This window comes from Psychrobacter muriicola 2pS (assembly GCF_904846535.1).
GTDB classification, from domain to species: domain Bacteria; phylum Pseudomonadota; class Gammaproteobacteria; order Pseudomonadales; family Moraxellaceae; genus Psychrobacter; species Psychrobacter aquimaris.
This window is the reverse complement of sequence record NZ_CAJHBC010000006.1, coordinates 55399-81902: the sequence shown is the minus strand read 5'-3', so window position 1 is coordinate 81902 and position 26504 is coordinate 55399. Positions and strand designations below refer to the sequence as shown.

General features: G+C 43.8%; 25 protein-coding genes. 18 read left to right on the top strand and 7 right to left on the bottom strand.

Annotated elements, in window-relative coordinates:
* Window positions 1-5 precede the first annotated feature (5 nt).
* A complete protein-coding gene (coaE, locus tag JMX93_RS10265; RefSeq protein ID WP_499204641.1) occupies window positions 6-692 on the top strand; it encodes a dephospho-CoA kinase in 687 nt (228 codons plus the stop codon).
* Here coaE and rlmB read toward each other — a convergent pair.
* Both rlmB and ppnP read right to left on the bottom strand, forming a co-directional pair.
* Window positions 655-1425, bottom strand: coding sequence for a 23S rRNA (guanosine(2251)-2'-O)-methyltransferase RlmB (rlmB, locus tag JMX93_RS10260; RefSeq protein WP_193008405.1), 771 nt, complete (start codon window positions 1423-1425; stop codon window positions 655-657). The genes coaE and rlmB overlap by 38 nt on opposite strands.
* 213 nt (window positions 1426-1638) lie before the next feature.
* On the bottom strand, window positions 1639-1974 hold the full coding sequence (gene ppnP / locus JMX93_RS10255; RefSeq protein WP_045443006.1) for a pyrimidine/purine nucleoside phosphorylase: 336 nt from the start codon (window positions 1972-1974) through the stop codon (window positions 1639-1641).
* Window positions 1975-2707: 733 nt separating this feature from the next.
* Between ppnP and recN the strand changes: the two genes are divergently transcribed.
* The 9 genes from recN (at window position 2708) to JMX93_RS10210 (ending at window position 10876) form a co-directional block, all read left to right on the top strand.
* A complete protein-coding gene (recN, locus tag JMX93_RS10250) occupies window positions 2708-4387 on the top strand; it encodes a DNA repair protein RecN (RefSeq protein ID WP_499204640.1) in 1680 nt (559 codons plus the stop codon).
* Between the two features lie 146 nt (window positions 4388-4533).
* On the top strand, window positions 4534-5097 hold the full coding sequence (locus JMX93_RS10245) for a YqgE/AlgH family protein (RefSeq protein ID WP_193008403.1): 564 nt from the start codon (window positions 4534-4536) through the stop codon (window positions 5095-5097).
* A gap of 105 nt (window positions 5098-5202) precedes the next feature.
* A complete protein-coding gene (ruvX, locus tag JMX93_RS10240; protein ID WP_404816361.1) occupies window positions 5203-5733 on the top strand; it encodes a Holliday junction resolvase RuvX in 531 nt (176 codons plus the stop codon).
* Window positions 5734-5810: 77 nt separating this feature from the next.
* Window positions 5811-6290 (top strand): hypothetical protein, encoded by a 480-nt coding sequence (locus JMX93_RS10235; protein WP_499204639.1) that lies wholly within the window; start codon window positions 5811-5813, stop codon window positions 6288-6290.
* A gap of 71 nt (window positions 6291-6361) precedes the next feature.
* Window positions 6362-6688 carry a sulfurtransferase TusA gene (tusA, locus tag JMX93_RS10230; protein WP_499204638.1) on the top strand — a complete coding sequence of 109 codons (327 nt, stop codon included), beginning with the start codon at window positions 6362-6364 and terminating at the stop codon, window positions 6686-6688.
* 103 nt (window positions 6689-6791) lie between these two features.
* Window positions 6792-7985 (top strand): methyltransferase, encoded by a 1194-nt coding sequence (locus tag JMX93_RS10225; protein WP_499204637.1) that lies wholly within the window; start codon window positions 6792-6794, stop codon window positions 7983-7985.
* A gap of 24 nt (window positions 7986-8009) precedes the next feature.
* On the top strand, window positions 8010-8948 hold the full coding sequence (gene xerD / locus JMX93_RS10220; protein ID WP_499204636.1) for a site-specific tyrosine recombinase XerD: 939 nt from the start codon (window positions 8010-8012) through the stop codon (window positions 8946-8948).
* A 78-nt stretch (window positions 8949-9026) separates the two neighbouring features.
* Complete coding sequence (locus tag JMX93_RS10215; RefSeq protein ID WP_499204635.1) at window positions 9027-10016, top strand: hypothetical protein; 990 nt, start codon at window positions 9027-9029, stop codon at window positions 10014-10016.
* Between the two features lie 251 nt (window positions 10017-10267).
* A complete protein-coding gene (locus JMX93_RS10210) occupies window positions 10268-10876 on the top strand; it encodes a class I SAM-dependent methyltransferase (protein ID WP_499204634.1) in 609 nt (202 codons plus the stop codon).
* Window positions 10877-10969: 93 nt separating this feature from the next.
* On the opposite strand, the gene lptG is transcribed toward JMX93_RS10210, so the two are convergent.
* Together lptG and JMX93_RS10200 are read right to left on the bottom strand one after the other, a co-directional pair.
* Entirely contained in the window at window positions 10970-12196 is a 1227-nt protein-coding gene (gene lptG, locus JMX93_RS10205) for an LPS export ABC transporter permease LptG (protein ID WP_499204633.1), read from the bottom strand.
* Entirely contained in the window at window positions 12196-13467 is a 1272-nt protein-coding gene (locus JMX93_RS10200; RefSeq protein ID WP_499204632.1) for an LPS export ABC transporter permease LptF, read from the bottom strand. The genes lptG and JMX93_RS10200 overlap by 1 nt, the downstream gene beginning before the upstream one ends.
* Before the next feature lie 568 nt (window positions 13468-14035).
* On the opposite strand from JMX93_RS10200, the gene JMX93_RS10195 reads away from it, so the two are divergent.
* The 4 genes from JMX93_RS10195 (at window position 14036) to sstT (ending at window position 18424) form a co-directional block, all read left to right on the top strand.
* Entirely contained in the window at window positions 14036-14653 is a 618-nt protein-coding gene (locus tag JMX93_RS10195) for a cysteine hydrolase family protein (RefSeq protein ID WP_198332721.1), read from the top strand.
* A 176-nt stretch (window positions 14654-14829) separates the two neighbouring features.
* Window positions 14830-16494, top strand: a complete 1665-nt coding sequence (locus JMX93_RS10190) for a leucyl aminopeptidase (protein ID WP_198332720.1) — start codon at window positions 14830-14832, stop codon at window positions 16492-16494.
* A gap of 36 nt (window positions 16495-16530) precedes the next feature.
* Window positions 16531-17025, top strand: coding sequence for a DNA polymerase III subunit chi (locus JMX93_RS10185; protein WP_499204631.1), 495 nt, complete (start codon window positions 16531-16533; stop codon window positions 17023-17025).
* Between the two features lie 196 nt (window positions 17026-17221).
* Window positions 17222-18424 carry a serine/threonine transporter SstT gene (sstT, locus tag JMX93_RS10180; RefSeq protein ID WP_193012590.1) on the top strand — a complete coding sequence of 401 codons (1203 nt, stop codon included), beginning with the start codon at window positions 17222-17224 and terminating at the stop codon, window positions 18422-18424.
* A gap of 94 nt (window positions 18425-18518) precedes the next feature.
* On the opposite strand, the gene JMX93_RS10175 is transcribed toward sstT, so the two are convergent.
* Both JMX93_RS10175 and JMX93_RS10170 read right to left on the bottom strand, forming a co-directional pair.
* Complete coding sequence (locus JMX93_RS10175) at window positions 18519-18842, bottom strand: chaperone modulator CbpM (RefSeq protein ID WP_193012589.1); 324 nt, start codon at window positions 18840-18842, stop codon at window positions 18519-18521.
* Window positions 18843-18934: 92 nt separating this feature from the next.
* A complete protein-coding gene (locus JMX93_RS10170; protein ID WP_193012588.1) occupies window positions 18935-19918 on the bottom strand; it encodes a DnaJ C-terminal domain-containing protein in 984 nt (327 codons plus the stop codon).
* Between the two features lie 572 nt (window positions 19919-20490).
* Here JMX93_RS10170 and JMX93_RS10165 point away from each other — a divergent pair.
* Window positions 20491-20853, top strand: coding sequence for a septal ring lytic transglycosylase RlpA family protein (locus JMX93_RS10165; RefSeq protein WP_045442968.1), 363 nt, complete (start codon window positions 20491-20493; stop codon window positions 20851-20853).
* A gap of 108 nt (window positions 20854-20961) precedes the next feature.
* On the opposite strand, the gene JMX93_RS10160 is transcribed toward JMX93_RS10165, so the two are convergent.
* The gene (locus tag JMX93_RS10160; RefSeq protein WP_499204630.1) at window positions 20962-22989 is read right to left on the bottom strand and encodes an ABC-F family ATP-binding cassette domain-containing protein; all 2028 of its coding nucleotides are present in this window, start codon (window positions 22987-22989) and stop codon (window positions 20962-20964) included.
* Between the two features lie 479 nt (window positions 22990-23468).
* Between JMX93_RS10160 and erpA the strand changes: the two genes are divergently transcribed.
* From erpA to JMX93_RS10145, 3 genes are all read left to right on the top strand, one after another.
* Entirely contained in the window at window positions 23469-23849 is a 381-nt protein-coding gene (gene erpA / locus JMX93_RS10155) for an iron-sulfur cluster insertion protein ErpA (RefSeq protein ID WP_193012586.1), read from the top strand.
* A 349-nt stretch (window positions 23850-24198) separates the two neighbouring features.
* Window positions 24199-25773 carry a glutamate--cysteine ligase gene (gshA, locus tag JMX93_RS10150; protein WP_499204629.1) on the top strand — a complete coding sequence of 525 codons (1575 nt, stop codon included), beginning with the start codon at window positions 24199-24201 and terminating at the stop codon, window positions 25771-25773.
* A gap of 67 nt (window positions 25774-25840) precedes the next feature.
* Window positions 25841-26368, top strand: a complete 528-nt coding sequence (locus tag JMX93_RS10145) for a disulfide bond formation protein B (RefSeq protein WP_193012584.1) — start codon at window positions 25841-25843, stop codon at window positions 26366-26368.
* Window positions 26369-26504 lie beyond the last annotated feature (136 nt).

The following is a 26504-nucleotide window of genomic DNA, read 5'->3' as shown; positions in this document are numbered from 1 at the left end:
TTATTATGTCAAAACAAGCATCTTCACCTTATTCTCATAAGCCCCAGACCCCGCAAAAGAAAAGCAAAACGTTAGTAGTTGGCTTAACTGGTGGTATCGGTAGTGGTAAGTCCGCTGCGAGTGCTTGGTTTGCTGAGCAAGGCATTGATATTATCGATGCGGATGTGATTGCCCATGAAATCGTTGCTAAAGGCAGCGCCACTCTGCACAAAATCCAGAAAAAATTTGGTGACTGGGTATTGAATGGCGATGGATCAATGGATCGAGTGGCAGTAAGAACGCACGTCTTTTCACATCCTGAGGCATTGATTGAGTTAGAAGCAATCACTCATCCAGCGATACGCGAAGCAGCAAAAGCGCAGTTGGCAACCAGTACTTCGCCTTATGTGATACTGTCAGCGCCTCTACTTATTGAAGCAGCAGAAGCAGGGCTTGCTAATTTATGCCAACGTATCTTAGTGATGGACGCCGCTGAAGATACGCAGATAGCGCGTGCCAGTCAGCGCGACGAACAAAGCATACAGAAAATCAAAGCCATCATGGTGAATCAGCTGAGCCGCGAAGAGCGTAATCGTCATGCCGATGATGTGGTGCTCAACGAAAGTGATCTTGCGGCTCTGTATGTGCAACTAGCGCCATTACACCAAGAGTATCTTAAGCTTGCCCAGCAGCTAAAGTACGCTGTCGATTGACCTCATACAGCGCCATACCAGTGGCAACACTCACATTTAGACTTTGAAGGTTGCCATGCTCATTTCCAGACATCGGAATATACACCAGCTCATCACAGCTCTCCATGGTTAGGCGACGCATCCCCTCACCTTCTGAACCCATGATAATGGCTGTTTTGCCAGTCAGATCAGCGGCATGTATTGGTTTGGCATCCGCATTAAGCGCTGTACCAAAGACAAATACCCCAGCATTTTTGATTTGCGTGAGTGTACGTGCCAGATTGGTGACACTAACAATCGGCATCATCTCTGCTGCACCGACCGATACTTTAGCCACTGTTGGCGTCAGACTTGCTGCATGATGTTTCGGACAAACCACGGCATCCACACCCATCGCCACTGCGGTACGCAAGCAAGCACCAAAGTTATGGGCATCAGTGATTTGATCCAATACTAATAACAAACACTGTTCACGGCCAATGATGGTATCAAGCAAGCCTTCATCAGCAAAGCCTAAAGGACGTGCATTTAGCACCACGCCTTGGTGTTGCGGGCTGCCACACAATTGCGTGAGTTTGTCTTTTTGCGTGGGTTGAATGCTAATACCATTGGCTTCTGCCTGCGCCATGATGGCTTGTACATGGCTGTCGGTTTCACGACCTTGTTGTACAAACAAACTAAGTCCATCAAGCGGACGATGTTCGAGCAAGGCATCAATCGCGTGAATACCATAGAAATAAACGGGTTTTGCCATAATAGGCCTATTGATTATAAAGTGGGTATCGCGCTATGTGATAAAAACTAGGCGATAAAAAGAGATGACGGTAATTGTATCAACAAATGGATATCTGCATATAAATAATATCAGCAGAAAAAGAAAAACCTTACCAATCCGATAAGGCTTTTCTTTTTTTTGAACAAAAGGCTTTTTGGTGTCATCAAGCACTTAATAACAGCTTGAGCAGACTTACCCTTCTAAGTGACAAATATATTGAACTATTTCTTCTGTCCGCAAGTTAAAGCCACTATTGCCTTCAACCACGAATGATTGACCAGCACGGTAATAGCTGAATTCTTCGTCACCATTAATTTTGACCTCACACTCACCGCCCGTGATCTCGATACGCTCGGAGGTATTGGTGCTAAAATGATAATGCTCAACCAAATTATCACAAGGCAAGATAACGCCCAGTGTTTTATGTCGACCATCTTCGAACATAATAGTGTGGCTTGAGCAACGACCATCATAAGATACCGTCGCTTGAGCATTGACTGTTACATTAGTAAATTGCGCCGCTGTCATAGTGGCTTCCTTATCAAATAATTATGGTAAAACTAAAAAATAAGTAACTGGTTAGAGTACCGCCAGAGTTGCGTCGTTAACCAACACCTCTGTACTACGTACCGTATCCTTCTATACTAGATATCTGTGCGCTAAAGGTAGCCACAGGTGCTATGAAAACGCTTGAGAATAATGACCGAGTGGCATACTCTTCCAACTATACGCCTATCATTTTACAAAATTATGACTCGTTATCATGTATTACACTGCACTAATCTAATCAGAAGAGTTTATCATTATGTGAGATTATGCTACCACATTATATCTATAAAGTTTGTTAAAGCGACTAGGAAAATGCTGTTTGATGCTAAGCTTAAACTTACTTACTCATCTTTTTTTGAGTCAGTACCTTATCACTATAAGGGGGCTTTTTTTATACATTTGATCCGCAACCATTCTTAGTCTAACGCCATCACTTTGACAGGCTTAGTCATCTTAATGATTGATATTGTGAATATTATGATGACGACTCATTGCCAGTTTTTGATAGTTTTATGGTAATCTTCCAATAATAAATTCTATTATACAGTGCCTGAAAGTTTGTATTTAAGCGCGTTTAACATCATACTATTTGCCTATAATATTTATCTTATTAACACGGTTAAATGAATAATTTCATTCCCTTATCTACCCTACTTTATATATGGCTTCTTGAGATTTATATGAAGTCTATTGTCTGTCATGAGAGGCGTTGATGCTAGTATCATTAACTTTACATCAGTTTGCGTTGATCGCTCAGCATGAGCTGAGTGTGGCCGAAGGCTTCAATGTCATCACTGGTGAGACCGGTGCTGGCAAGTCATTATTGCTTGATGCGCTCTCTTTATGTGTCGGTGAGCGCGCAGACATGGCGATGGTCAGACATGGCGCAGCGCATGCAGATATCTATGCTCAGTTTGATGTAGAAAATAACAGTATCATCGCTGAGTGGTTTGCTAAAAATGAGCGAGCTCTAGAAGAGCCTGAAGTCCTAATTCGTCGTCAGCTCAGCAATAGCGGACGCTCAAAAGCCTGGTTAAATGGCACACCTGTCAGCTTGGCTGAGCTCAAAAGCTTAGGCGCATTACTGGTTAATATACATAGTCAACATGCTCAGCAAGCGCTCCTCAAGCCGCAGTTTGTGGTGCAATGGCTTGATGAGATGGCGCAAATTACCCCGCTTGCTGCACAAACGACCAGCAGTTATCAAGCTTATCAGCAACTTAAACGCCGTGCTGATGATATCGCGAGCCGTGAGGCACAGCGCCAAGACCGTATGCAACTATTGCAAAGCCAACTTGCTGACATTGCGCCGTTATTGGCGGTTGATTATGCAGAAGTTGAAGCGGAGCACGAAGAGCTGTCTAATATCGAAGCTTTAATGATCGAGGCCAGTCATGGCTTGCACCTGCTTGATAATGACACGGATGAGCCAGATGTCATGACTTTGCTCGGGCAAGCGATTAAGCTTTGTGATAACCAAATGAGCGTCAGTCAAACCTTTGAGCAAGCCTCAGAGCAGCTGCATTTAGCACAGCAACAAATCACTGAGGTAACAGGCTTACTGTCGGATTATGCTGAGCAACAGCTGCCTGATCCTGAGCGTTTGCAGACATTAGACAGTCTTATCAGCTTAGGACATCGCTTATCGCGCAAACACAACTTGCCAGCGAGCGACTTAATCGATGAAGCAAAGGGCTGGGAAGCGCAATTAGAGCAGTTAGAAAATGAGCCAAGCAGCGATGCCATGGCCGCGCAAATTGAACAAGCATGGCAAGACTATCTAGCACTGGCTACTCAGTTAAATAAAGAGCGCTCAAAAGCTGCACCAACTGTCAGCAAACAATTAATTAAGCAATTACAACCGCTGGCGCTACCTAACGCCCGCTGCGAGTTTGTCTTTACCAAGAAAGCCGATATCAGTCAGTATAATGCGCAAGGTTGCTATGATATTGATTTATTATTTAGCGCCAACGTCGGTATGCCGATGCAGCCGCTACATAAGATTGCCTCAGGCGGTGAGCTGTCACGAATGGCACTGGTGATGCAAGTGTTACAAGCAACCAATGCCGATAACAACGCCGCCAAACCCATGCTGGTATTTGATGAAGTCGATGTCGGTATCAGTGGCGGCACGGCGCAAGTGGTCGGTGAGCTACTGCGTGCGCTTGGGCAGACGCAGCAGCTACTGGCCATCACCCACCAAGCACAAGTCGCGGCGCAAGCGCATCAGCATATCTTGGTACAAAAACATCATGATGAGCAGACCGAAAGCGAGCTATTAATACTGACCGATAGCGCGCAAGTGGACGAGCTGGCACGCATGTCTGGCGGTGTAATCATTACTGACGTCACCCGTGACCATGCACGTAGTTTATTGACTGATGTTAAATAAAGGCTTTGTCATTCATAAACAGTTGTAAATCGCTGTGTCTCATAACTGCTAAATATTTGCTTTGGTTGATTTTCACCTCAGTATCGCCATATAGTGGTGTGTTATCTCTATTATTTTACCTTTCATATTAGGTTGCGTTTGTCTCTATGTCTAAAGCCAATTTGACCCATCATTTCTTAATCGCGGCACCCGAGCTGTCAGACCCACGGTTTGAGCAGGCGCTGATTTATATCTGTCGTCATGACAAACACGGTGCCCTTGGTCTGATGGTCAATCGTCCATTAGAGCAGGCACGCGTGGGCAAACTGCTAGAAGATTTAGACATTGAAGTGACGGATGCGCAAGTGATGGAAGATGTGGCGTTAGATGGTGGCCCGATGTATCCAGAGGTTGGGTTTGTGCTGCATACGGGTCAACCAGAATGGGCATCGTCTTTTGCGATTTCAGAAAACGTCTGTATTACCACCAGTCAAGATATCCTTAAGCGTATTGCGGCAGGTCAAGGCGTTGGTCACTATCAACTGTGCTTGGGTCATGCCAGCTGGGGTAAAAAACAGCTAGACCAAGAGCTAAATAACGGTGATTGGCTCGTCTGCCCTGCTGATCTGAATTTATTGTTTGATACGCCATTCGAAGAACGCTGGCAAATCGCCGCTGATAAGATTGGTGTCAACTTTGACTACCTTAGCAGTGATATCGGTCATGCTTAACGATTGGCTATAGTTACTAAATTATCTATTTAAATCAAAGACGCATTTAAATTAAAGCCATTAAGCCAAATGAATCATGCCCAACAGAAATAGGAAACGCGCATAATGATGGTAGAGTCTGATACGAGCACTAAAATAGAAACTGCTGACACTACTGTGGCGGAACCAGCTATTAAACCACATCTTATCTTAGCGCTCGATTATGGGGTCAAAAAGATGGGGATGGCGCTAGGTAATACAATTACTGGGACCGCGCGTGCCTTTGACATCTTGGCGATGAATAATGGTCAACCTGATTGGGATAACCTGCTAGGTATTATCAAAGTCTGGGGCGTGGCAAAAGTGGTGGTTGGGTTGCCGCTTAATATGGATGGTAGTAGCTCCATGCTCTCCAAACGTGCGCACAAATTTGCCCGCCGTCTAGCACATCGGGTCATGGAACAGCATCTGCCAGTGGTCGTGAGCCTTTGTGATGAGCGCCTGACTTCAGTCGAGGCACGTGAGATCGCTTGGGAGAATGGTTGGATTAAGCATGAGCGCGATCCGATTGATGATATCTCTGCCTGCATTCTGATGTCGACTTATTTCGCTGACCCCAGTAGCAGTATCGCCATCGATGCTATCAAAGCCGATTAAATAAGCGACAAACCTGCTGTTAAAACACTCCCAATTCTGACATATCGTCACTCTACACGGATAAATGCCTGATTATTATGACCACTGTCTCAGACCCCTCCATGCAAAACAAATCGCAACATGGTTTTGCACCGCTTGCTATCGCCCGTATCAAAGGCGCACAGCGAGCGAATCAAATAGCGATTTATCTCATTTATGCCGCTATTCTCGCCTTTATGGTCTTTGGCACCATTGCCAGTATCAAAGCCTTTCATGACAATCAACTGCTTTATCAACTTTTCTATAACTTGCCCTATGCCTTGGTTGCGCTTACGATTCCTATTACTATTTATGATGCGCTAGTGATTTATCGTTATCGCTTAAACCAAGCGTCGATGATTGCCATGAGCATTGGCGTATCGACCATCATATTGGTTGGTGGCTTATTATTCGCTGATACTGCCTGGTTAGGCTTATCTTGTTGGCTTGGTGTGGCATTTTTATTTAAAGTGAGCTTCAAGCGCTTTTTTAATTTTCTAGAAGCAGAAAAAGACCCTGAAATCACTGAAGAAGTGTAAAACACACTGATAAAAACATCCTAACGAATGAAGCGCAAAAAACTTTAACCTTATCGATTTAAATGACTATTATGAGCACTTCTACCACGCAAACGACGATCAATCATCATTTAGATACTCAAGGGCTGATTTGCCCTGAGCCAGTCATGATGCTGCATCGAACCATCCGTAGCGCTGATGCTGGTGAGGTAATTGAAATACTCGCCACCGACCCAGCCACCACTCGTGACATTCCTAATTTCTGCCGTCATTTGGGGCATGAGCTTGTGCAGCAAGAAACGCTGGCTGAAAATGTAAATCTAAACGTCGACCCCGATGAAATAATGGTCGCTGGCGATGATAATGCGCCAATCAGCGCCACGCTCTATCGTTATTTGGTCAAGAAAAAAGGTGCTTAAATGCACTCAAGTTACTGCAGAAAACTAATGACAGCTCAATAAACAATATAAAGATATTTTTGTATTTTAAGCGAAGTATCTTTCACAGAAGGTAGGCTATTACGTGTTACAAACAGAAAAGCAGTATGTACAATGGCAAGAAAACGAAACTCTACGTAATGCTCTTTGGTTGTCTGAAAGCAATCATATGCCACCTGCGCGCATTGTATTGGTCGATGATACAACGACCGCAGATGACGCTTACCGCTTAGCTTGCGAAGGTACATCACTGCTATGGCGCGGTGACTTTCATAATGCACGCCAGTTGCTACAAGCGCTCGGTCGTCGCATAGATCGTACGAATGAACGCTCTGAGCTGCGTAAAATCAAGAAAGCGACGAATAAACCTAACGCAGTAAATACTAAAGGCATTCCCAATCTATTTCATCAGCAGCGCCAACTGCAAGCCCAGCGTTCACGTATATTGAGCCGTTTGCTACTAGAGCTTGATACAGATTATGTCAGCAAGCTACGTCGCGCCCCCGATCTGAGTGCAGCCTGCATGGCCGCTTTTGGCCAGTTAGATAAGTCGGTGGATGAGTCTTGCCTGCTGTCGTTCCGTGACCTGCAAGGGGCACTTGGCGCAGCACAATGGCGCGAAAAAGGCGTCCCAATAGAAAGCTTAGGGTTATCAATTTTCCCGCATTATGGTGTCTTTGCACCAACCCGTCATGAGTATGTGCAGCTGTTGCTCGATGCACCGCTACCAGCGAGCCATGATGTCGCCTATGATATCGGTACCGGAACGGGATTGCTGGCTATTATCTTAGCGCAGCGCGGTGTTCCGCAAGTGATAGCAACGGATTTGAATCCACGTGCTTTGGCCTGTGCCAACGAAAATTTTACGCGATTAGAATTCACTAACGTGCAGTTACAGCAAGCCGATTTGTATCCGACTGATGCACCACTAGCCAATCTGATTGTCTGTAATCCGCCTTGGGTACCTGCTAAACCAAGCTCGTCTCTTGAATACGCCGTCTATGATGCCAAGAGCGCGATGCTTCGTGGGGTTTTGCAAGGTGCCAAACAGCACTTAGCTGAGCAAGGAGAGCTCTGGTTGATAATGTCGGACTTAGCTGAGCATTTACAGCTACGCACCCGTGATGAGTTATTACGCTTGTTTGCCGATGCTGGATTGGCGGTAAAATATCGTCTGGACACCCAACCTAAGCATGGTCGCAGCCAAGATGATACTGACCCTCTACATGTCGCGCGCAGTGCAGAAATCACCTCTTTATGGTGTTTAACGCTTATCTAACATTCAACCACCGAGTATTGAGTTATGAGCCGTGATCGTGCCGTGCAACAGCGCCAACCCAAGGCGCTGGCAGTAGATGACGAACCCAGTTATATAACTGAGTTTCGTCAAGCCATGCTGGCACGTGGGCTTGCAACCCGTACACGTAATGCTTATGTGCGCGACCTGCGCTCATGCGAGCTGACCAATCCTATCGCGCTGACACGCTGGCAGCCTGATGACGTGCTGCACTGTCTCTCAACCCTTACACAAGACAATAAAACCCCGCGTACTCAAGCGCGTATGCTCTCAAGCTTGCGTCAGTTTTATCTATGGATGATCGCCAGTAATCTGCGTGAGGACAATCCCTGCGAACGTATAAAAAGCCCAAAACTGGGACGACCGTTACCAAAAGACTTAGCCGAAGCTGATATCGATAATCTTCTTGCCGCGCCTGATACCAGCACCGCGCTCGGACTGCGTGATAAAGCCATGTTAGAGGTGCTATACGCCTGCGGTCTACGGGTTAGTGAGCTGATTAACCTGTCACTAGAGCAAGTGAATCTAAACTCTGGCTGGCTACAAATCACGGGGAAAGGCAATAAAACACGACTGGTGCCACTTGGTGAATACGCTGCGGATGCATTGGAAGATTATCTATCTCATGGACGTGGGGATTTGATTGCGCATTTGAAATCAGGAAATTGCCAAGCGGTGTTTTTGACCGCGCAAGGCGGCTATATGACACGGCAGAATTTTTGGTATTTGCTCAAAAAGTACGCCAAAGTCGCTAGTATCGATAAAGAGCTATCACCGCATACCCTGCGTCACGCTTTTGCCACGCATCTACTGAATCATGGCGCGGACTTGCGTAGCGTGCAGTTATTGCTTGGGCATAGTGATTTATCAACCACACAGATCTATACCCATGTAGCGACCGCGAGATTGCAGAAATTGCATGCTGAGCATCATCCGAGGGGCTAGTATTATTTTAGATGTTTATTCTAGGGAATAACGCATATAATACTTTATTTATTAATATTATGTCTCATAAGGTACTAAATGGAATTAGAAGAAATAAACACATTTTTTTCTTGGCAAAGCGATATTAGAGGTCAGTCTGAATTCATTCGAAATGCTCTAAGTTCTGCTTCATTAGCTATTGAGGAAAACAACAATACCTTGAAAATAATTAATGAAGAAGCGACTAGGAATAATTCAGGGAGTCCAAATATAGCTACCACCATTTTAGGGAAAATAAAAAGATCTGATATATTTATTGCTGATATTTCTATTGTTAATTCAGAAGCTGATCATATTAGACTAATGTCTAATCCAAATGTTATGTTTGAACTTGGGTTCGCAGTTGCTCACTTAGGTTGGGATAGAATAATTTTGTTAAATAACAACAAATTTTCATCTATAGATAATCTACCCTTCGATATAAGAAACCATAGAACTACATGTTTTTCTGCTGAACTATTTAATAATTCAGAAAAAGGAAACCTTAAAAGCAACTTGAATGAGGCGATAAACCTGATTTTGAGCAAAAACCCTAACAGAGATATAAAAAAAATAATTAAAACTAAAGATATGATAAGAATTGAAAGAGATATTAAAGAACTAAAATATATTTTAACAGAAATAGATTTCAGTGAGGTTTTAGGTGAAATAGAGTTTTTGCCATATAAGTTAAACGTTAGAGTTGATTTCTACTTTGAATTTGCAGAAAAATATTTTTTAACCAATTTTGAATTGTATGATAAAGAACTTGAGAAAAATTTTGAACAGTTATTTTTGATATATAATTTAGTCGTACCATCACCTACCTACTACGAATCGAACAATACTTCCTATTATCAGCTTAAACCTGATTCTCTACCTCAAAAATTTCTCAATGATTTATCTGAGAACTTGATACGGCTTAGAGAAGTTATACTAGAGATTAAAACAATAATAAGAAACAAATATATTGAAATAGATCTCGACGAAACAAATTATCAAGCAAGAAAAGCGTATATTGAACTACATTCTACTAACGACATAAGTTAGTAGAATGTAGTTCAAACAGCATGAGTGTATCAACTGTTAAACCATAGAGGTCAGCAAGTATATGCTAGGCTTTTTGCCTATCTTATACTTGCTGACCTCTATTACTTCTTTATAGACCTTGCGGCATACTTTATATCATCCCCAATACAAACTATAAGTTCTTCAAATCCATAGCTGCAAACCCGCCCTTTTCTCGTTACAATACCCATCATCAATTATTATTCCCTACCTATCCATTATCCGAGAAGCTCATGAGCCATAGACCACCTGCTGACCTATTAAAAAATGCCCAACACTGGCGCGAAGATATTAATTTTCGCCAAGACGTACTGGGCAAGCCATTTGATTTTGCGACCACGTGGGGTATTTTTTCACCGCAAAAGCTCGATGATGGTAGCTTGATGTTGCTTGATTATGTGGATTTTCAAGCGGATGATGATTCGATCGATTTGGGCTGTGGTTATGGCGTGCTCGGTATGACGGCGGCGCGTGAATGTCCGAACGGTCAGCATACTTTGATTGATAAAGATTTTATGGCGGTAGAATATACGCGCCTGAATTGTGAGAAAAACGGTCTAAAAAATGTCGATGTGCATTTATCAAATGGCTTCAATCACGTGGCAAAAGACAAAGACTTTAGCCTTGTGATGTCAAACTTACCCGCCAAAGTAGGTAAAGAGCAGCACTATCTATACTTTCTCGATGCCTATGCGCGCATGCGTAAAGGCGGCCGTTTTTATGTGGTGACAATCAATGGCTTGCGTCAGTTTATGAAGCGCTCATTTACCGAAGTGTTTGGCAATAGTGAAAAGATCAAACAAGGCAAAACATATACGATTACCATGGCGACGAAAGACTAAGCTTTAAAAGCTTATGTCTTAAAAGCTGCGTAAACAAAAAGCCCGCTAAATCGTCATGATCTAGCGGGCTTTTTTATGGCTAAATTTCCAGAATTACATTTGCCGTTTCAGCAAATATCCACCCAATATCGCACTGGCGATAATCGGTAATATCACCATCAATAACGGCGAGAATCCAGTCGCCAATGAGACAAAGCCAACCAAATCTTGCACGTAACTAAATAGCAAGCCAAACAATAATGCCACGACGATACGCAAGCCCAAGCTATGCGTCCGTAGTGAACCAAAGACGAATGAGCAGGCAACTATCACTAGCGATAGAATCGATAACGGCGAGAGCAGCTTTTGCCAAAAAGCCAGCTCATGATTTAATGAGCGGGTGCCTTGTTGACGCATAAATTGACGATGCTCGTACAACTGGGTCAATGATAAATCCTCTGCCTTACGGGTGAGTAAATACACCGACTCAGGGGCAAAGGGCAGGCTTAAGGTATCTGACGGTGCGATGACTTGGCTACTCTCAAAGCCTTGATTAATCATCAGCTTGGTGATGTTGTTCAGCTGCCACTCATAGCGATACTGCTCGCTCGGTTTGCTGCTGGCAGGATTAACAGGTTCGCGACCGATATATCGACCGCCTTCAGCATGAATGGCAGTTTGCAGATTGCCATTATTATCTAAGTGCCAGCGTTTGACCTCGCCGATATTGCCTTGTACATCAGCATAATCAATATACAAAATATCGCTACCATCTGGCTTGGTACTGCCGTCTTTTGTACTCTCGAAGCGTGGTTGCACCGTCCAATAACCGCGTACCGATGTGACAAGCGAGCTGTTATCTTTATCGTTGATTTCTTTGGCCAATTGATTAGAGTACGGCAGCACGAACTGATTGATAATCAATGCGAGCAATACAAAAATCAAAGCAGGCTGTAACACCCAACCGACGATACGATAAACGCTGACGCCAGCTGCTCGCATCACGACCAGCTCGCTTTTATTGGCAAGCAAGCCCAAGCCGACCACTGCACCTAGTAATGCACCAGTGGGAATAAATTGCTCTAAAAAATAAGGCGAGCGATAAAAGATATACTTAATCGCCTCACCCATCGTATAGCTATCATCTAGCGAATCCAGCTCAGACAAATAAGAGAATATCAGTTGTAATGCCCACAAGCCTATGACTGCTCCGATGATCGCGAGCAAAGCGTTCAGTTTGACGTAACGGCTAAGCACTTTTAGTTTGGCAGGTTTGCGAGTGCGCTTAGCATGAGTATTTTGCGAGTCAGGATTGGAAGATTTAGAGAATAAGGCACTCATTAGGACTGCCCTCCTTGTGAGCCACTACTTTGCTGATCGGCAACCGTTAAAGACGCATTTTCTGGTTTTCGAAAACGCAATCGATGCTGCACACGGCTCCCCCAATTCATATAGAGCGCCAATGCCATAAACCCTAAAATGAGCCAAGCATACGCCCAAACGCTCACGCTGCCTTTGCTAACAGCATTTTTGAGTGAAATGATACCCAGTGCACAGCTGACAAACAATAAAATCGAAGGAAATAGGCGCAACCAGCGACCTTGGCGCGGACGCACTTGCGCCAGTGGTACGGCGAGCATCGGCGCGATAATCATTAGCCAAGGCAATGCCAAACGATAGCCAAGCTCACTTTGTGCTGCACGCAGCGAATTGCCACTGCTTGCCGTCCTACCCATCGCAGCTTGCCATAACGGCCCAATCGCTTGTGTTTCGATATTGTCTTCGGTAATGACCTCTTTGGAGGATTCTGTCAACGTAATGCGGTAGCGATCAAAGCCCACTTGATTGTATTTCAGACTGCCAGCACCCACTTCATAACGACGCCCTTGGAATAAGTCCAATTGAGTCACGCCGCTATTACCCGTGTCTACTTGCTCGGCACGTTTGGCCAACGTAATGGTATCTTTGCTAATACTATTTTTATTTTCCAGTGCATTTGGTAGCTCTGGAATGTTTAATTGCTCAGCCGTTTCTGCATCAATGTTGTTATTAACATCGACGGCTGCCTCTTTAGTAGTGCTGGATTTTTTGTCAGGCTCAGACTGAATAAGTATCACATCTTGCAATTGCTTTTTATCATCACTCAAGCTGCCCACATACAAATGATAATTTCCACTACTAATAAATTCATTGGGGCGAATTAAATCAAAAGCACTGGTCAATGCTTGCTGTTGCCAGACACTTTCCGATGAGCGCACGCCCCACGGTTTACCAACGATGGATAAAGCCGCTTCACCGACGAACAACGCCAAGATTAAAGGCGTCATCAAACGGGCAAGCTTACCACGCGACACGCCACTGGCATTAATCACGGCCATTTCTTGATCGACATACAAGCGCCCAAATACCAGCATCAGAGCGATAAAAAATGCTAATGGCAGGATAAGCTCTAAAAAGTACGGCAAATTATAACCAATGATGGTAAATAATAAGCTGATATCTAAATTGCCTTCTGCCGCAATGCCAAAGTAACGAATCAAGCGACCGCCCAGCATCATCACCACTAAAAACCCCAATACCAATGCGGTCGTTGAGGCAACTTGTTGAGTCATATAGCGGCGTAATATCACAATGGGCACTCTTTTAAAAAAGGTTGGTAGTCACACAATTTGGTGCAGCTTTATTGACAAACGCTGACAACGATGGACAGCTTTGCACGACATAGCTGCTATCGATGACTGAACAATAGAAATGCAAGGCCGTACTGCTCAATCAGATACTTAAGCAGCCCTAAAAGCAACGGCAAAAGATATGAAAACATCTGCGAGACGGGTTAGCGACACGCTGTAAAGATTAGCGATAAAGATAACCGCTAATCCTAGCATATTTTGCTCAAAAATGGCTGTGAAATGTGTTTGCAAACATTGCGTCCATCTTGCTATACCGCTGTATTACTAACCAATAATAGATAAGATATGGAAAGAATATTAAGAATTCAACTCATTAGTTTGTCTTATCTTAGAAGCCTTTTTATGAAGTCTTTGCTCGATATTTTTACTTGATGTCATTTGGAAACCTTTGTGTGTCATTCGTATCATTGCCCTCGCACCCTTAATATTACTTGTTAGACTGAGAAAACTAAAAACTCATAATTATCTCGCCTAATGGAGAATACTACTGATGAATACACTCGCGTCTACGCCTGCTACCTTACTTGAACTCGCTGGCGGTCAATTTGATACGCTCGATTGGTCAAATTGTGCCGTGGTTTTTATTGACTATCAAAACGAATATGTCGATGGTGCGATGCCATTGGGGCAAGCTGGTACTAACGCCATTGCAAATGCGCGCCTATTGCTAGATAAAGCTCGTAAACAAGATGTTCCTATCTTCCATATCGCGCATCACGGTGCAGATAATGGCAACGTCTTTGATCCTTTATCGTCTAACGTCGAAATTATCGCTGAATTACAACCAAAGGATGGCGAAACCGTCATCGTCAAAAAACACCCCAATGCGTTCCATGATACCCAGCTTCAAGCGCTTATTTCAGCCGCGCAAAAACAGCAAATTATTTTTGCTGGGTTTATGAGTCATATGTGTGTCAGCTCAAGCGTGAGAGCCGCCTTTGATTTAGGCTTCGATAGTTTTGTTTGCCATGATGCTTGTGCCACTCGTGACTTGCCGGATTATAAAAAAGATAAGATCAGCGCTGATATCATACATGCTACCGCAATGGCAGCACTGCAAGACAGATTTGCCGCTTTAATAGCAACCGATGCATTGATTCATAGCTAATACAGTTTTGAACCCTTGACCTAAACCTTGCTCACTGCGCACTCACCTCGCAATATGCTACACTATTGCGATTGCTTGATTGGCCAAATACTCTAATAATCTAACAGGTATCAGCAATTAAAAAGATTCTGCCATTTTCATAGCGCTAACGTCATAACTCTAATAAGGATAAATATATGAATATTAAATTAACCCAAACATTACCAAAGACTCACACGCAAAAAATTCTCAAAAAAGAAGCCAAAAGTAAAGACGCGGCCTGCCTCGTCGTCTTAATCGATGATAAGAAAAATATCTTAGCTGAGTCAGTATTGAGCGATTATCAAACTCGCATTGAACAATTGATCGAAGTATCCCACTTTAACGGCAAAGCCTGTGAAACCGTGGCTGATTATGCCTTAGCTGGTGATAAAAAGACCACTAAAGAAAATCCGGTACAGCTATTATTGGTCGGTGTTGGTAACCTTGAGAAGCTGAGCCATAGTGTATTGCAAAAAATTGCCAATACCATTTATCAAAGTACGCAAAAACGCGTCGATTCTATCACTGTTGCGCTGGGCGATGCTTTAGAAGAAAATCAGTTTGGTCAGTTTGCCTTGAACTTATTGGCAGCAACTTACCGTTTTGATAAATATAAGTCAGAGCAAGCCACACCAGTCCTAAGCGATATTTATTTACTTGCTGACGAGTCATTAAAAGCTTCATTAACATTTGCCGAAGCGGTCTTCGCCGGTCAAAGCTTGACCCGTGATGTGGCTAATGAGCCGGGCAACATTTGCTTCCCAGCTTATATGGCAGAACAAGCACAAGAATTGGCCAAAACCTATCCTGACTTATTAAAAGTCACGGTACTAGGTGAAGATGAGATGTCAGCGCTAGGTATGGGTTGCTTCTTAGCTGTCGCGCAAGGCTCTACCAAAGAAGGTAAGCTGGTACTTATGGAGTATCGCGGTAAGTCTAACTTCAGCGCCAACACTGGTAAATCTACGACTAGCAGCGCAAAAGTAGCGGGTGGACTAAAAGCATTGGCGGATAAACTACCGACCAAAGCTGCTCACAAAAAAGCTGCTAAAAACGCGGAACAAGATAATAATGACGATGTTCAAGTTGCAAATGATGATGCGCCTATCGTCTTAGTCGGTAAAGGCGTCACCTTTGATTCAGGCGGTATCTCAATCAAGCCCGGTGCGGCAATGGATGAGATGAAATTTGATATGGGTGGTTCAGCGTCAGTATTGGGCACGATTAAAGCCTTATGTGAAGCACGCCTACCGATCAACGTCGTTGGTGCTCTCGCTTGCGCGGAAAACATGCCATCGGGTGATGCCACTCGCCCAGGTGATATCGTGAAAGCCATGAACGGCAAATCGGTTGAGATTTTAAACACCGATGCGGAAGGCCGTTTGGTATTGGCAGATACCTTATGCTACGTGCAGCGCTATCATCCAAAAGCGATTATCGATGTTGCCACATTGACTGGTGCTTGTGTCGTTGCTTTAGGTCATGTACGCTCAGCCGTGTTCAGTAATGATGAAGACGTCTTGTTTGCTTTAGAAAATGCCAGTAACTTATCTGGCGACCTCGTGTGGCACATGCCAATGGATGATGAGTATCAGGCGCAGCTTGACTCGCCTATCGCTGATATGCAAAACATCGGTGGTAAAGGCGCGGGTGCAGTGACTGCTGCCTGCTTCTTATCGCGCTTCGTAGAAGAAGGTCAAGCATGGGCGCATTTAGACATCGCTGGCACAGCATGGAACTCAGGTAAAGATAAAGCCGCAACTGGTCGCCCTGTGCCGCTGTTTATGCAATATCTAAAAAACAGCTCAAACATGGCTTAATGAACTCATGAAAAACCAAGGTATGAAAACCAATCTATGAACGTTAGCTTTTATGTATTAAGTGAAAGTAAAGCCCAAGATTTCTTGGGCTTTATTTGTCAGTTGACCCAAACGGCGCTCAATAAAAGCAGCCAGTCGTTATTGATTCTTATCGAAAAAGACGATGAATTGCTGTCGACGCTTGATGAGGCTTTATGGGCACAAGAGGCGGTCAGCTTTATACCGCATCAACGCCTCTTGGGTTCTAATATTGATGACACTGACGATGCTAGCAAGACTATTGGCTCTCATATTAATAATAAACCATTTGCCCCTGTCCTTCTTGGCAGCTATATGCCAGCCGATTTTAAAGGGATCGTACTCAACACCACGATACGTCCCGTTAATGACTTTATGGCAGCGACGAGCAATGCCCAACCTACTCGCATTCTTGAGCTCATAAAACCGGATCAGAACAGCGTAAAAGAAGGTCGCCATAAGTACAAAATCTATAAACAACTAGGCCATGAGTTGACGCATTTTAAAGTCTAACCTATAAAACCTCGCTATTTTTCACGCTGAAAAATACGCCCGCCGTTCTTATACCACGCCTGTTTTTTAGCCCTATCCGCTTAGGCAGGTATGGGTTAAAGGTAGGCGCTTACCTTAAAAAATGCTACCATCCTTCGATTAGTTTTCTGTTTTTATTATAAATATCTTATTTATTGACAAAATTGAGGGTGTATAGATGCGTTCATTGATTGCGATGTACCAGCGTATAGGGCTGGTGCCGCTCATTATTATCGGTTTAATATTGGGGGTTTTGATTGGTTGGCTGGCACCAAACATCGGTATTGCATTAGGATTATTAGGAACGCTATTTGTCGGTGCCCTAAAGGCCGTCGCACCGATATTGGTCTTTGTTTTGGTCATGGCAGCGATTAGCCAACACCGTAGTGGCAATGAAGTTTACGTCAAGCCTGTGCTTATCATGTATATGTTTGGCACTTTTTTAGCCGCACTAACGGCTGTTGGCGCGAGCTTTTTATTCCCGACAGAACTGGTATTGGTCAACGCCACCATTGAGCAAGTACCCCCAGCAAATCTCAAAGAAGTATTGACCAATCTGCTGATGAATTTGGTTGCCAATCCTGTCAATGCCATCGCTGAAGCCAACTATATTGGTATCTTAGCATGGGCAATCATCATTGGTTTTGCTTTGCGTCAAGCCAGCGATACCGCTCGTACCGTGGTAGGTGATTTTTCTGATGCTATTTCACAAGTGGTTAAATGGGTCATCGCTTTAGCACCTTTTGGTATCTTGGGTTTAGTCGCCAATACTGTCGCTGAGACAGGTTTTGCCTCTTTAGCAGGTTATGCGCGTATCTTGATGGTACTGGTCGGTTGTATGCTATTTATCGCCTTGGTCGCTAACCCTATTATTGTACTGATCAAAACGGGCAAAAACCCTTATCCGCTAGTATTCAAATGCTTGCGTGAGTCAGGGATTACCGCATTCTTTACGCGTAGTTCGGCTGCCAACATTCCCGTCAATATGAACCTTGCCCGCAAACTAGGGCTACACGAAGATACTTATTCGGTGACGATTCCACTGGGTGCGACCATTAATATGGCAGGCGCGGCGATTACGATTAACGTCTTAACGCTTGCAGCAGCGCATACACTCGGTATCGAAGTGACTTTTGCCTCAGCACTGCTACTCAGTTTGGTTGCAACCATTAGTGCGTGCGGTGCCTCTGGTGTCGCTGGTGGTTCATTATTGCTAATTCCATTGGCAGCGAGCTTATTTAGCATTCCAAACGATATCGCCATGCAAGTGGTTGCAATTGGCTTTATCATTGGAGTGATACAGGATTCGGCAGAAACGGCGCTGAACTCTTCAACTGATGTACTATTTACCGCGGCAGCTGATCCTAAATATGCACGTTAAATGCTAAACATATTATTTGCAAAAAAAAGGGCCTCATTTTAGAGACCCTTTTTTTATGTGCTGATTTTTTATGTACTGAATAAAAGGTAATGGATTATTTTAAATGATTGATGTCAATTTCAATCACTGGTGTCTGCATATCTAATTGGCGTTTAAATTGACGTAATTGTTCGAGCTCATCCAATAGATCAAGTATCAAGCCGATCGCAGGAACACTGGCTTCAAAGTCGCGGCTAAGTCGTGAGGCACGGCGCACCGTCGTCAGCTGATAACCAGTGAACTGCTCACGTTCTGGCACATCATATTTGATGATGTCCTCTTCAATCAATTCGATGACCCATTGGCGCTCTTGGCCACAAGCAGATACCAGCTCATCCAAGCTCATGATAATGTCGGTAAATTCAGGCGAGTGTTTCATAGCTATTATCCTCGTTTGCTCTTTATTTCATCGTTATCGTATGGTATTCATCTCTATTACAATGTTTCAATTTGAGTGATTTTTGGTAGCCATTAACGACTAATATTGATATCGGCAAAGGCTTGTTTTAGTTGCTCATAAGCTTGGGTCGCGGCCTCAGTGCTGATATCAGGGTTCACGATGTTTAAAGTTAGATACAAATCACCCGCTTTCTTAGCAGGAATACCTTTACCTTTTAGACGTAAATTGCTGCCAGATTTGCTGTTCTTAGGCACAGTCACAGCAAGCGTACCTGCTGGCGTACTGACGTTAATTTTTTCACCCAACGCCGCTTCCCATGGCGCTATATTAACGGTTTGATAAACATCAGCACCTTCGATACGGATATTGTCGGCGTGACGGATTTTTACTTTTAAAAATAAATCGCCATTTTTACCGCCACCAATACCAGCCGCACCTTGCCCTGCTAGGCGAATTTGCTTGCCATCAGTGATGCCTTTAGGGATTTTAATTTTCAGCGTTTTGTTGTCATACTCGACACTGCCATTCGGTTGACGAATAGGGACATTCAACTTAATGCTGTAGTCGTCACCGTTATAAACTGATGCCAAATCAACCGTAATCTCTGCGTGCTGATCTTGACCTTTGCTATCTTGCGACCCAAAACCTCCACGCTGCGATTGTCCACTCGCTGAACCACGTGCACCGCGACCAAATGCCGAAAAGATATCATCGAAGCGGAAGCCACCATCGCCATAAGCTTCGCCATCACCAAACTGATCTTTGATATCTTCCCAGCGATAGCCGCCTTGCCCACCACTTGCAGATTGACCGCTAAAACCGCCACCTTGACCAGCAAAAGGGTTGTCTAGCATAGCGTCATATTCGGCACGCTTTTCTTCATCTCTAATGGTTTCATAAGCATTATTAATCTCAGCAATCTTACTGTCTGCGTCTGGATCGTCGCTCACATCAGGGTGATATTGACGGACAAGCTTACGGTATCTTTTCTTAATATCTGCAGCTGAGGCGTCTTTTTTGACCCCTAAAATGTCATAGTAATTTTTCTCTGCCATGTTTTTGTCCTCAAAATAAAAGCATGTTAATGATACTGGTATGCCCATTTTAAACGATATGGTATGGAAGTTTATTCGACTGCGACATAACAGGTGGTAACGATAGTCTATCTAATAATGATAGTAATATAAAAATTCAATACCGTTATATAAATATTACCAGTAATAGTGCCGAACAACAGCAGTGTTTAGGTTGTTTGAAGCACTTAATACATTATGATTCGCCTTTGTCACTGCATTGGCATATTTCTCTATGATTCTGGCATGATTTTTCGTTGATAACTACTGACATTGTGTCAATTTAGCACTCGACCTAATGCAAGAATAGAGATACAAGCCAAAAACACTATTAACAATGTAAATTGTTATTTAAAACAATTACATATAGATCATTGGTATTCAACGGCTAGCACCCATAAATGAGCATTTTGACCTCGGCAGTTCTTTTACAGAACCGTAAGAATATGACAAAGTATGTGTTGTAATATGAATATATTATTTATACTCATAGGGAGTATGAATAACATAGGCAAGTGTATCTGTCTATTTTATAAATTGCTTAAAGGTATTAAATGTCTTATTTAATCAAGTCTTTGGTTATCACATTATCACTACTGCTGAGTACCACCGTTTTTGCTGGAAACACCAGTTATTACGGTAGTCAATTCCACGGTAAACGCACCGCTAGTGGTAGTATCTTCAACATGAACTCTTTGACCGCTGCACATCGCACGTTGCCGTTTGGTACGAAGGTACAAGTGACCAACAAGAAGACAAAGCAGAGTGTAATCGTAAAAATTACCGATAGAGGCCCTTTCATTCGGGGCCGTATTTTGGATTTATCGAAAGCCGCTGCTGGTCAAATAAACTGTCAGTTATGTACGACCACAATGGAAATTTTGTCTTATGGTGATGGTAAATACCGTAAGGAATAACGTAATAAAAAAGGGAGAGCCAGCGCTCTCCCTTTTTTGTGACTGTCTTTATCAAATAAAAATAGCTTAAAAAATACTCAAAAGCGGCTATTTATAACTGACAGCCGTCTACTCAAAACCCGCTTCCATTTCCTCTAATGTCGTCATCAAAAGCAATAATTTTTCTTCATTATCACTATGCTGCTGCTGTAATGCCGTTTGCTCATTGAGTAATACTAGCAAGTCAGACTTGCGACTTTCTTCGTATAGAGCCGTATCAGCCAACTTTTCTTCAAGCGTCACAAGCTGCTTATCAATTTTAGCCAATGTCTTTTCTGTCTCTTCTATCTCACGGCGAACAGGTGCGGTGAGTTTGCGTTGTTCAGCAGCCAATTTACGCTGCGCATCTTTACTAAGCGTAGGCTGAGTGGCTTCCTTCTTTGATGGGGCGTTGTTGGCAGCTAACTGATCGTTAGATGCTGAATCAGCTGTTTCACGTGAAACGAACTTCTTATTGGCTTTTTTGTTCTTTTTCTTACTGGTATTTTTATCTTGCGAGTTTTCTTGTTTACGCTTTTCTGCCAGCCACTTACCGTAGTCGCTGATATCACCATCGAACTCATCGATTTTGCCATCATGGACCAAAAACAGCTCATCACAGACGTTGGCAATCAACTCACGATCATGCGAGACCAGTACCACTGCTCCTTGGAAGCCTTGCAAGGCAATGGTCAACGCTTGACGCATTTGTAAGTCTAAATGGTTGGTTGGCTCATCCAATACAAGGACGTTGGGACGTTGCCAGACGATCAATGCCAAGGTCAGACGCGCACGCTCGCCACCTGAGAATAGCTCACTTGGCGTATCAATACGCTCACCGCGAAAGTCAAAGCTGCCCAAAAACGAACGTAGCATCGCATCAGAGGTTTTGCCAGCTAGACGACGCAACATCTCTATAGGAGTTGCTTTGGCATCCAAGATATCCATTTGATGCTGGTTAAAGTAGCCTAGTTTTAGAGTATCCGAAACACGATACGTCCCTGTTAATACGCCAAGCTCGCCGACCAATGCCTTAATCAATGTTGATTTACCTGCGCCATTCATACCCAGCAAGCCAATACGTGTGTCCGGCGTCACTTGCACGTTGGCATTGTGCAAAAGTGGCGTGGTGCTATAACCAATATCTGCGTTGGTCAGCTCAATCAGAGGTGAGCTCATATTTGCTGGCTCATAGAACTGGAACGAGAACGGATTATCCGCCATCATCGGTGACAGTTCCGCCATGCGCTCAAGCTGCTTGATACGGCTCTGTGCTTGCTTAGCCTTACTGGCTTTGGCACGGAAACGACGAATGAAGTCATCTAAATGCGCCTTAGTTGCTTCTTGCTTTTCAAAAGCTTGCTGCTGCTGTGCCATCCGCTCGTGACGTGTGCGGATAAACTGCTGATAGTTACCCGTATAAAGGGTGATTTTTTGTTGTTCGACATGCAAGATATGACCGACCGTGGCATCCAAAAATGCTTGGTCATGCGAGATTACGATGACCAGACCGGTATAGGCATTGATCCAAGTCTCAAGCCACAAAATAGCATCCAAGTCCAAATGGTTGGTCGGCTCATCGAGTAGCATCAGATCAGCGCGGCTCATCAAGGTTTTGGCAAGATTCAAACGCATGCGCCAGCCACCCGAAAACCCTTCTACGGGCAATTCATGCTGGCTAGTATTAAAACCAAGACCTGCCATAATTTGTGCTGCTTTAGTGGGTGTGCGATACCCATCAATTTCATCGAACTGCTGATGCAAGACCCCAATCTGCTCATCACTAACGCTACTCAAATCATTCAAAGAAGCATTAATCTCATACCACTGCTCATCACCACTCAAGACATAATCAATCGCAGACTGCGTAGTAGCGCCGACTTCCTGTGCCATATGCGCCACATGCCAGCTATCAGGAATACTGACTTCACCTCTATCAAGCGTGACCTCGGTATCTCCCTTGCCCATGCGCGTCAACAATAAGGCAAATAAGGTAGATTTGCCGGTGCCGTTGTTGCCCGTCAAGCCAACTTTGTGGCCCGGATGTAGCTGGAAGCTTGCCCCTGCAAACAACTCACGACCATCACGGCGAACACCAACGTCTTTAAATTCGATCATATAATCTCTTCAACTCAACAGTAATATAAAATATAAGGCAATAAAAAACACACATCTGGCATGTTAACTGGCGGCTATTATTTCAAACGCTTGCCCCATAGGCAAACGATTAAATAACTATTTCAAAACTAAGTATTTATTAGCACAAAAAGTCTTTCTCTTAGCATGAGTTTATGGGGATAATCACCGCTAGTATCAATCAGCCACCTTCAGCCAGTAGTGTCACTCTTGACAAACGAATCAGCACCCCCATTATGATATACTGCGATGAGATAAGTGCCAGCCATCAATCAAATCGTTGTAATGGCACAGATATCATATTTATAATGTGTCACCTGTATCATGATTAATCACACCAATAGCATCGCCATAATAACAGCACCCAATTGAATCAAACGCCGTGCGTATCTTTATTTGCAACCATTTCATTGCAAACCCTAACTGGACGACCGCATTTGATCCTAGCAACTGAGGTAGATATGAACGAATCAGCCAACCAATTTAGCCCAAGCTCAAGTCAGCCAGTAGACCCAACTGTTTTAAGCCTAACCGACAGTGCCGCACAAAAGGTACGACGTCTGCGCGAAGAAGAAGGTGATAGCGACCTGATGCTACGCGTCTATGTGACGGGTGGCGGCTGTTCAGGTTTCTCTTATGGATTTAACTTTGCCAACGATCTAAATGAAGACGATGCCAATTTTGATAATGGTGACGTCACATTAGTCGTCGATTCACTGAGCTATCAGTACTTGCAAGGCTCTACTGTTGACTATACTGAGGGGCTAGAGGGCGCACGCTTTATCGTCACCAACCCAAATGCCACCACCACATGTGGCTGTGGCTCATCCTTCTCTATTTAGGTTAGCGAGTCGCATGACTTTTGATAAAGATGCCCTTGTCGTTAGTCAACGCTATAACAAACAGCTTAACGTCGCACTTTTGAAGCATTTATCTCGTAGGTAGATGCTTCTTGTTTTATTCGCTTGCTAGAAAATAGTAGCGTGCTGTTCATAAAATTTTTGATTGAAATACCTATTTAAATCAAGACAAATGGGTGCCTGTAAAGCTTATTGTATTTGTAATTGTCCGTGGTTTTCAGGGCAGCTTTGAGCTAAACTGACGGCATTCTTAATCCAATATTTACCTTTTTTATGGTCAAACGCCAACCGTGTTTTGATCCGCCATAATAAATAACAATAGATGACTATTATGAGTAATTTTGCGAGTAGCTTTGTGAACTTTGACATTCCTAATTGGTTTGACAGCAAGCATTTAACGGGTATGTTACGCGGTATCGAAAAAGAAGGTCTGCGCGTGAGGCCTGATGGTTACTTGGCTCAGACGCCGCATCCAGCCAAACTTGGCTCAAAGCTCACCCATCCGTTTATCACGACTGATTATTCAGAAAGCCTACTTGAGCTAATTACCGACCCTAAAACCTCACCAAAAGAGACGCTAAACATGCTGCGTCAGTTGCATGTATTGGTCTATCAAGCCATGCCTGAAGGTGAGCTGATGTGGCCACTGTCTATGCCTTGTATGCTGTCATCGAATGACGAAGACATCCCACTGGCTGATTATGGTAGCTCTAATACGGGCAAGCTCAAGACGCTATACCGTAGCGGGCTTGGTATCCGTTATGGTCGTCGCATGCAAACGATTGCAGGGTTACATTACAATTTATCTTTTGGTGATACGCTCTTTGAAACGTGGCAAGCGCAAGCCGCAACGGCACAAGAGCAGACGCTGACAGAATTCAAAAATGAAAAGTACTTAGGGCTTATCCGTAACTTTAAGCGCTTGACCAGCCTTGTGTTGTATTTATTGGGTGCCAGTCCAAGTGTATGCCCTTGTTTTGTTGCAGGGCGTGAGCATGATTTAGAACTGCTAAACGACTCAACCTATTATAAGCCTGCCGCCACCAGTCTACGTATGGGCAAGCTTGGCTATACCAATAGTGTGCAAGAACAGCTCGATATTCGTTATAACTATCTGCCAGAGTATGTCGATGGGCTGCGCCGTGCGATTCAGACACCGCACGAAAGCTTTGCAAAGCTTGGCTTAGATGATGCCGACGGCAATCCTATCCAAATCAATAATCATATTTTACAAATAGAAAATGAATACTATAGCCCTATCCGCCCAAAACAAATCGCGATGAGCGGTGAGACACCGACAGAAGCACTGGAGCGTCGCGGTATTGCTTATGTTGAGTTCCGTGCCATCGATCTAGACCCTTATAGCGATGTCGGTATTCGTCTATCTAGCGCTTGTTTCCTAGAGGTCATGGCGCTGTACTGTTTGCTGAGCGACTCACCTGATCTGCTACCTGAGGAAGAAGAAGCCCTAGCCATCAATCTTGAGCGTGTGGTAAACGAAGGTCGCCGCGAAGGCTTACACATTATAAACAACGGCGAAGAGCAACTGCTTGAGAGCTGGATGCTGATGCATTTAGAGCGTATGCAGCCATTGGCAGCGCTGCTTGATGCTCATTATGGTGGCAACGACTACCGTGCAGCAGTCGCTTTAATGCAAGGCAAAGCAGGACATTCTGAATCGACTATTTCAGCACAAGTCAACTCTGATAGTCAACGTTTAGGCAGCTTATGGCAGCTTGGCTTTACCTTGGCACAGCAGCATCGAGAGTCTTTATTACAGCAGACGCTTAGTCCGAACACCCAAGCCAAATACGAAGTATTGGCAGAAAAATCGATATTACAGCAAGCTGAGATTGAAAAAGCCGAAACTGAAGACTTTATGGAATTTTTACAGCAATATCGCTAAATTTTGCCCACTAAGTTCTTTCCGCCACTTAGTGTATAAATGACTATTTTATAAGAGTAACCGCCCGATGCTAAAGCTGACCACTTACCGCAATTTGCAAATATTTTTGGTGATAATAGCCGTAATAGGTATGAGTTTTGCGCTGTTTTTTTTACAGCGCTATATGGGTTTTTCGCCTTGCCCACTGTGTATTTTTCAGCGTATTGGTCTCATAATAATGGGCAGTTTTGCTTTGATAGCGGCGTTATTCAACCCTAAATCTAAAGCGGTTAGATTGGTATTGTGGCTTGGTAGCTTAGCGGGTATCGGATGGGCGACTGCAGTGGCCGGACGTCATGTTTGGCTACAGCATCTACCTGCCGACCAAGTACCTTCTTGTGGTCCAGGGTTGGATTATTGGTTAGATACGCTACCGATTTTACAAGTATTTAAAGAGGTTTTTGCAGGTTCTGGCGAATGTGCTTCTGTTGATTGGACATTTATGGGACTGAGCATTCCTGAACAATCTTTGATTCTATTTAGTCTACTATTGGTGGTACACGGATTAATATTATGGCGCATTTTACGACCTACTACCCCTAGCCATCTGGCTTAATAGCGAATTATCATTTACGTCGTCTTTTGCTATACCCTTTATCTAAAAGGACAGGCATATTTTTTAATAAACGTCTGTTTGTTAAAAAATACCATTAAGCAGCTTTGATAATTTTTATTCGTCATACCTATCAGTG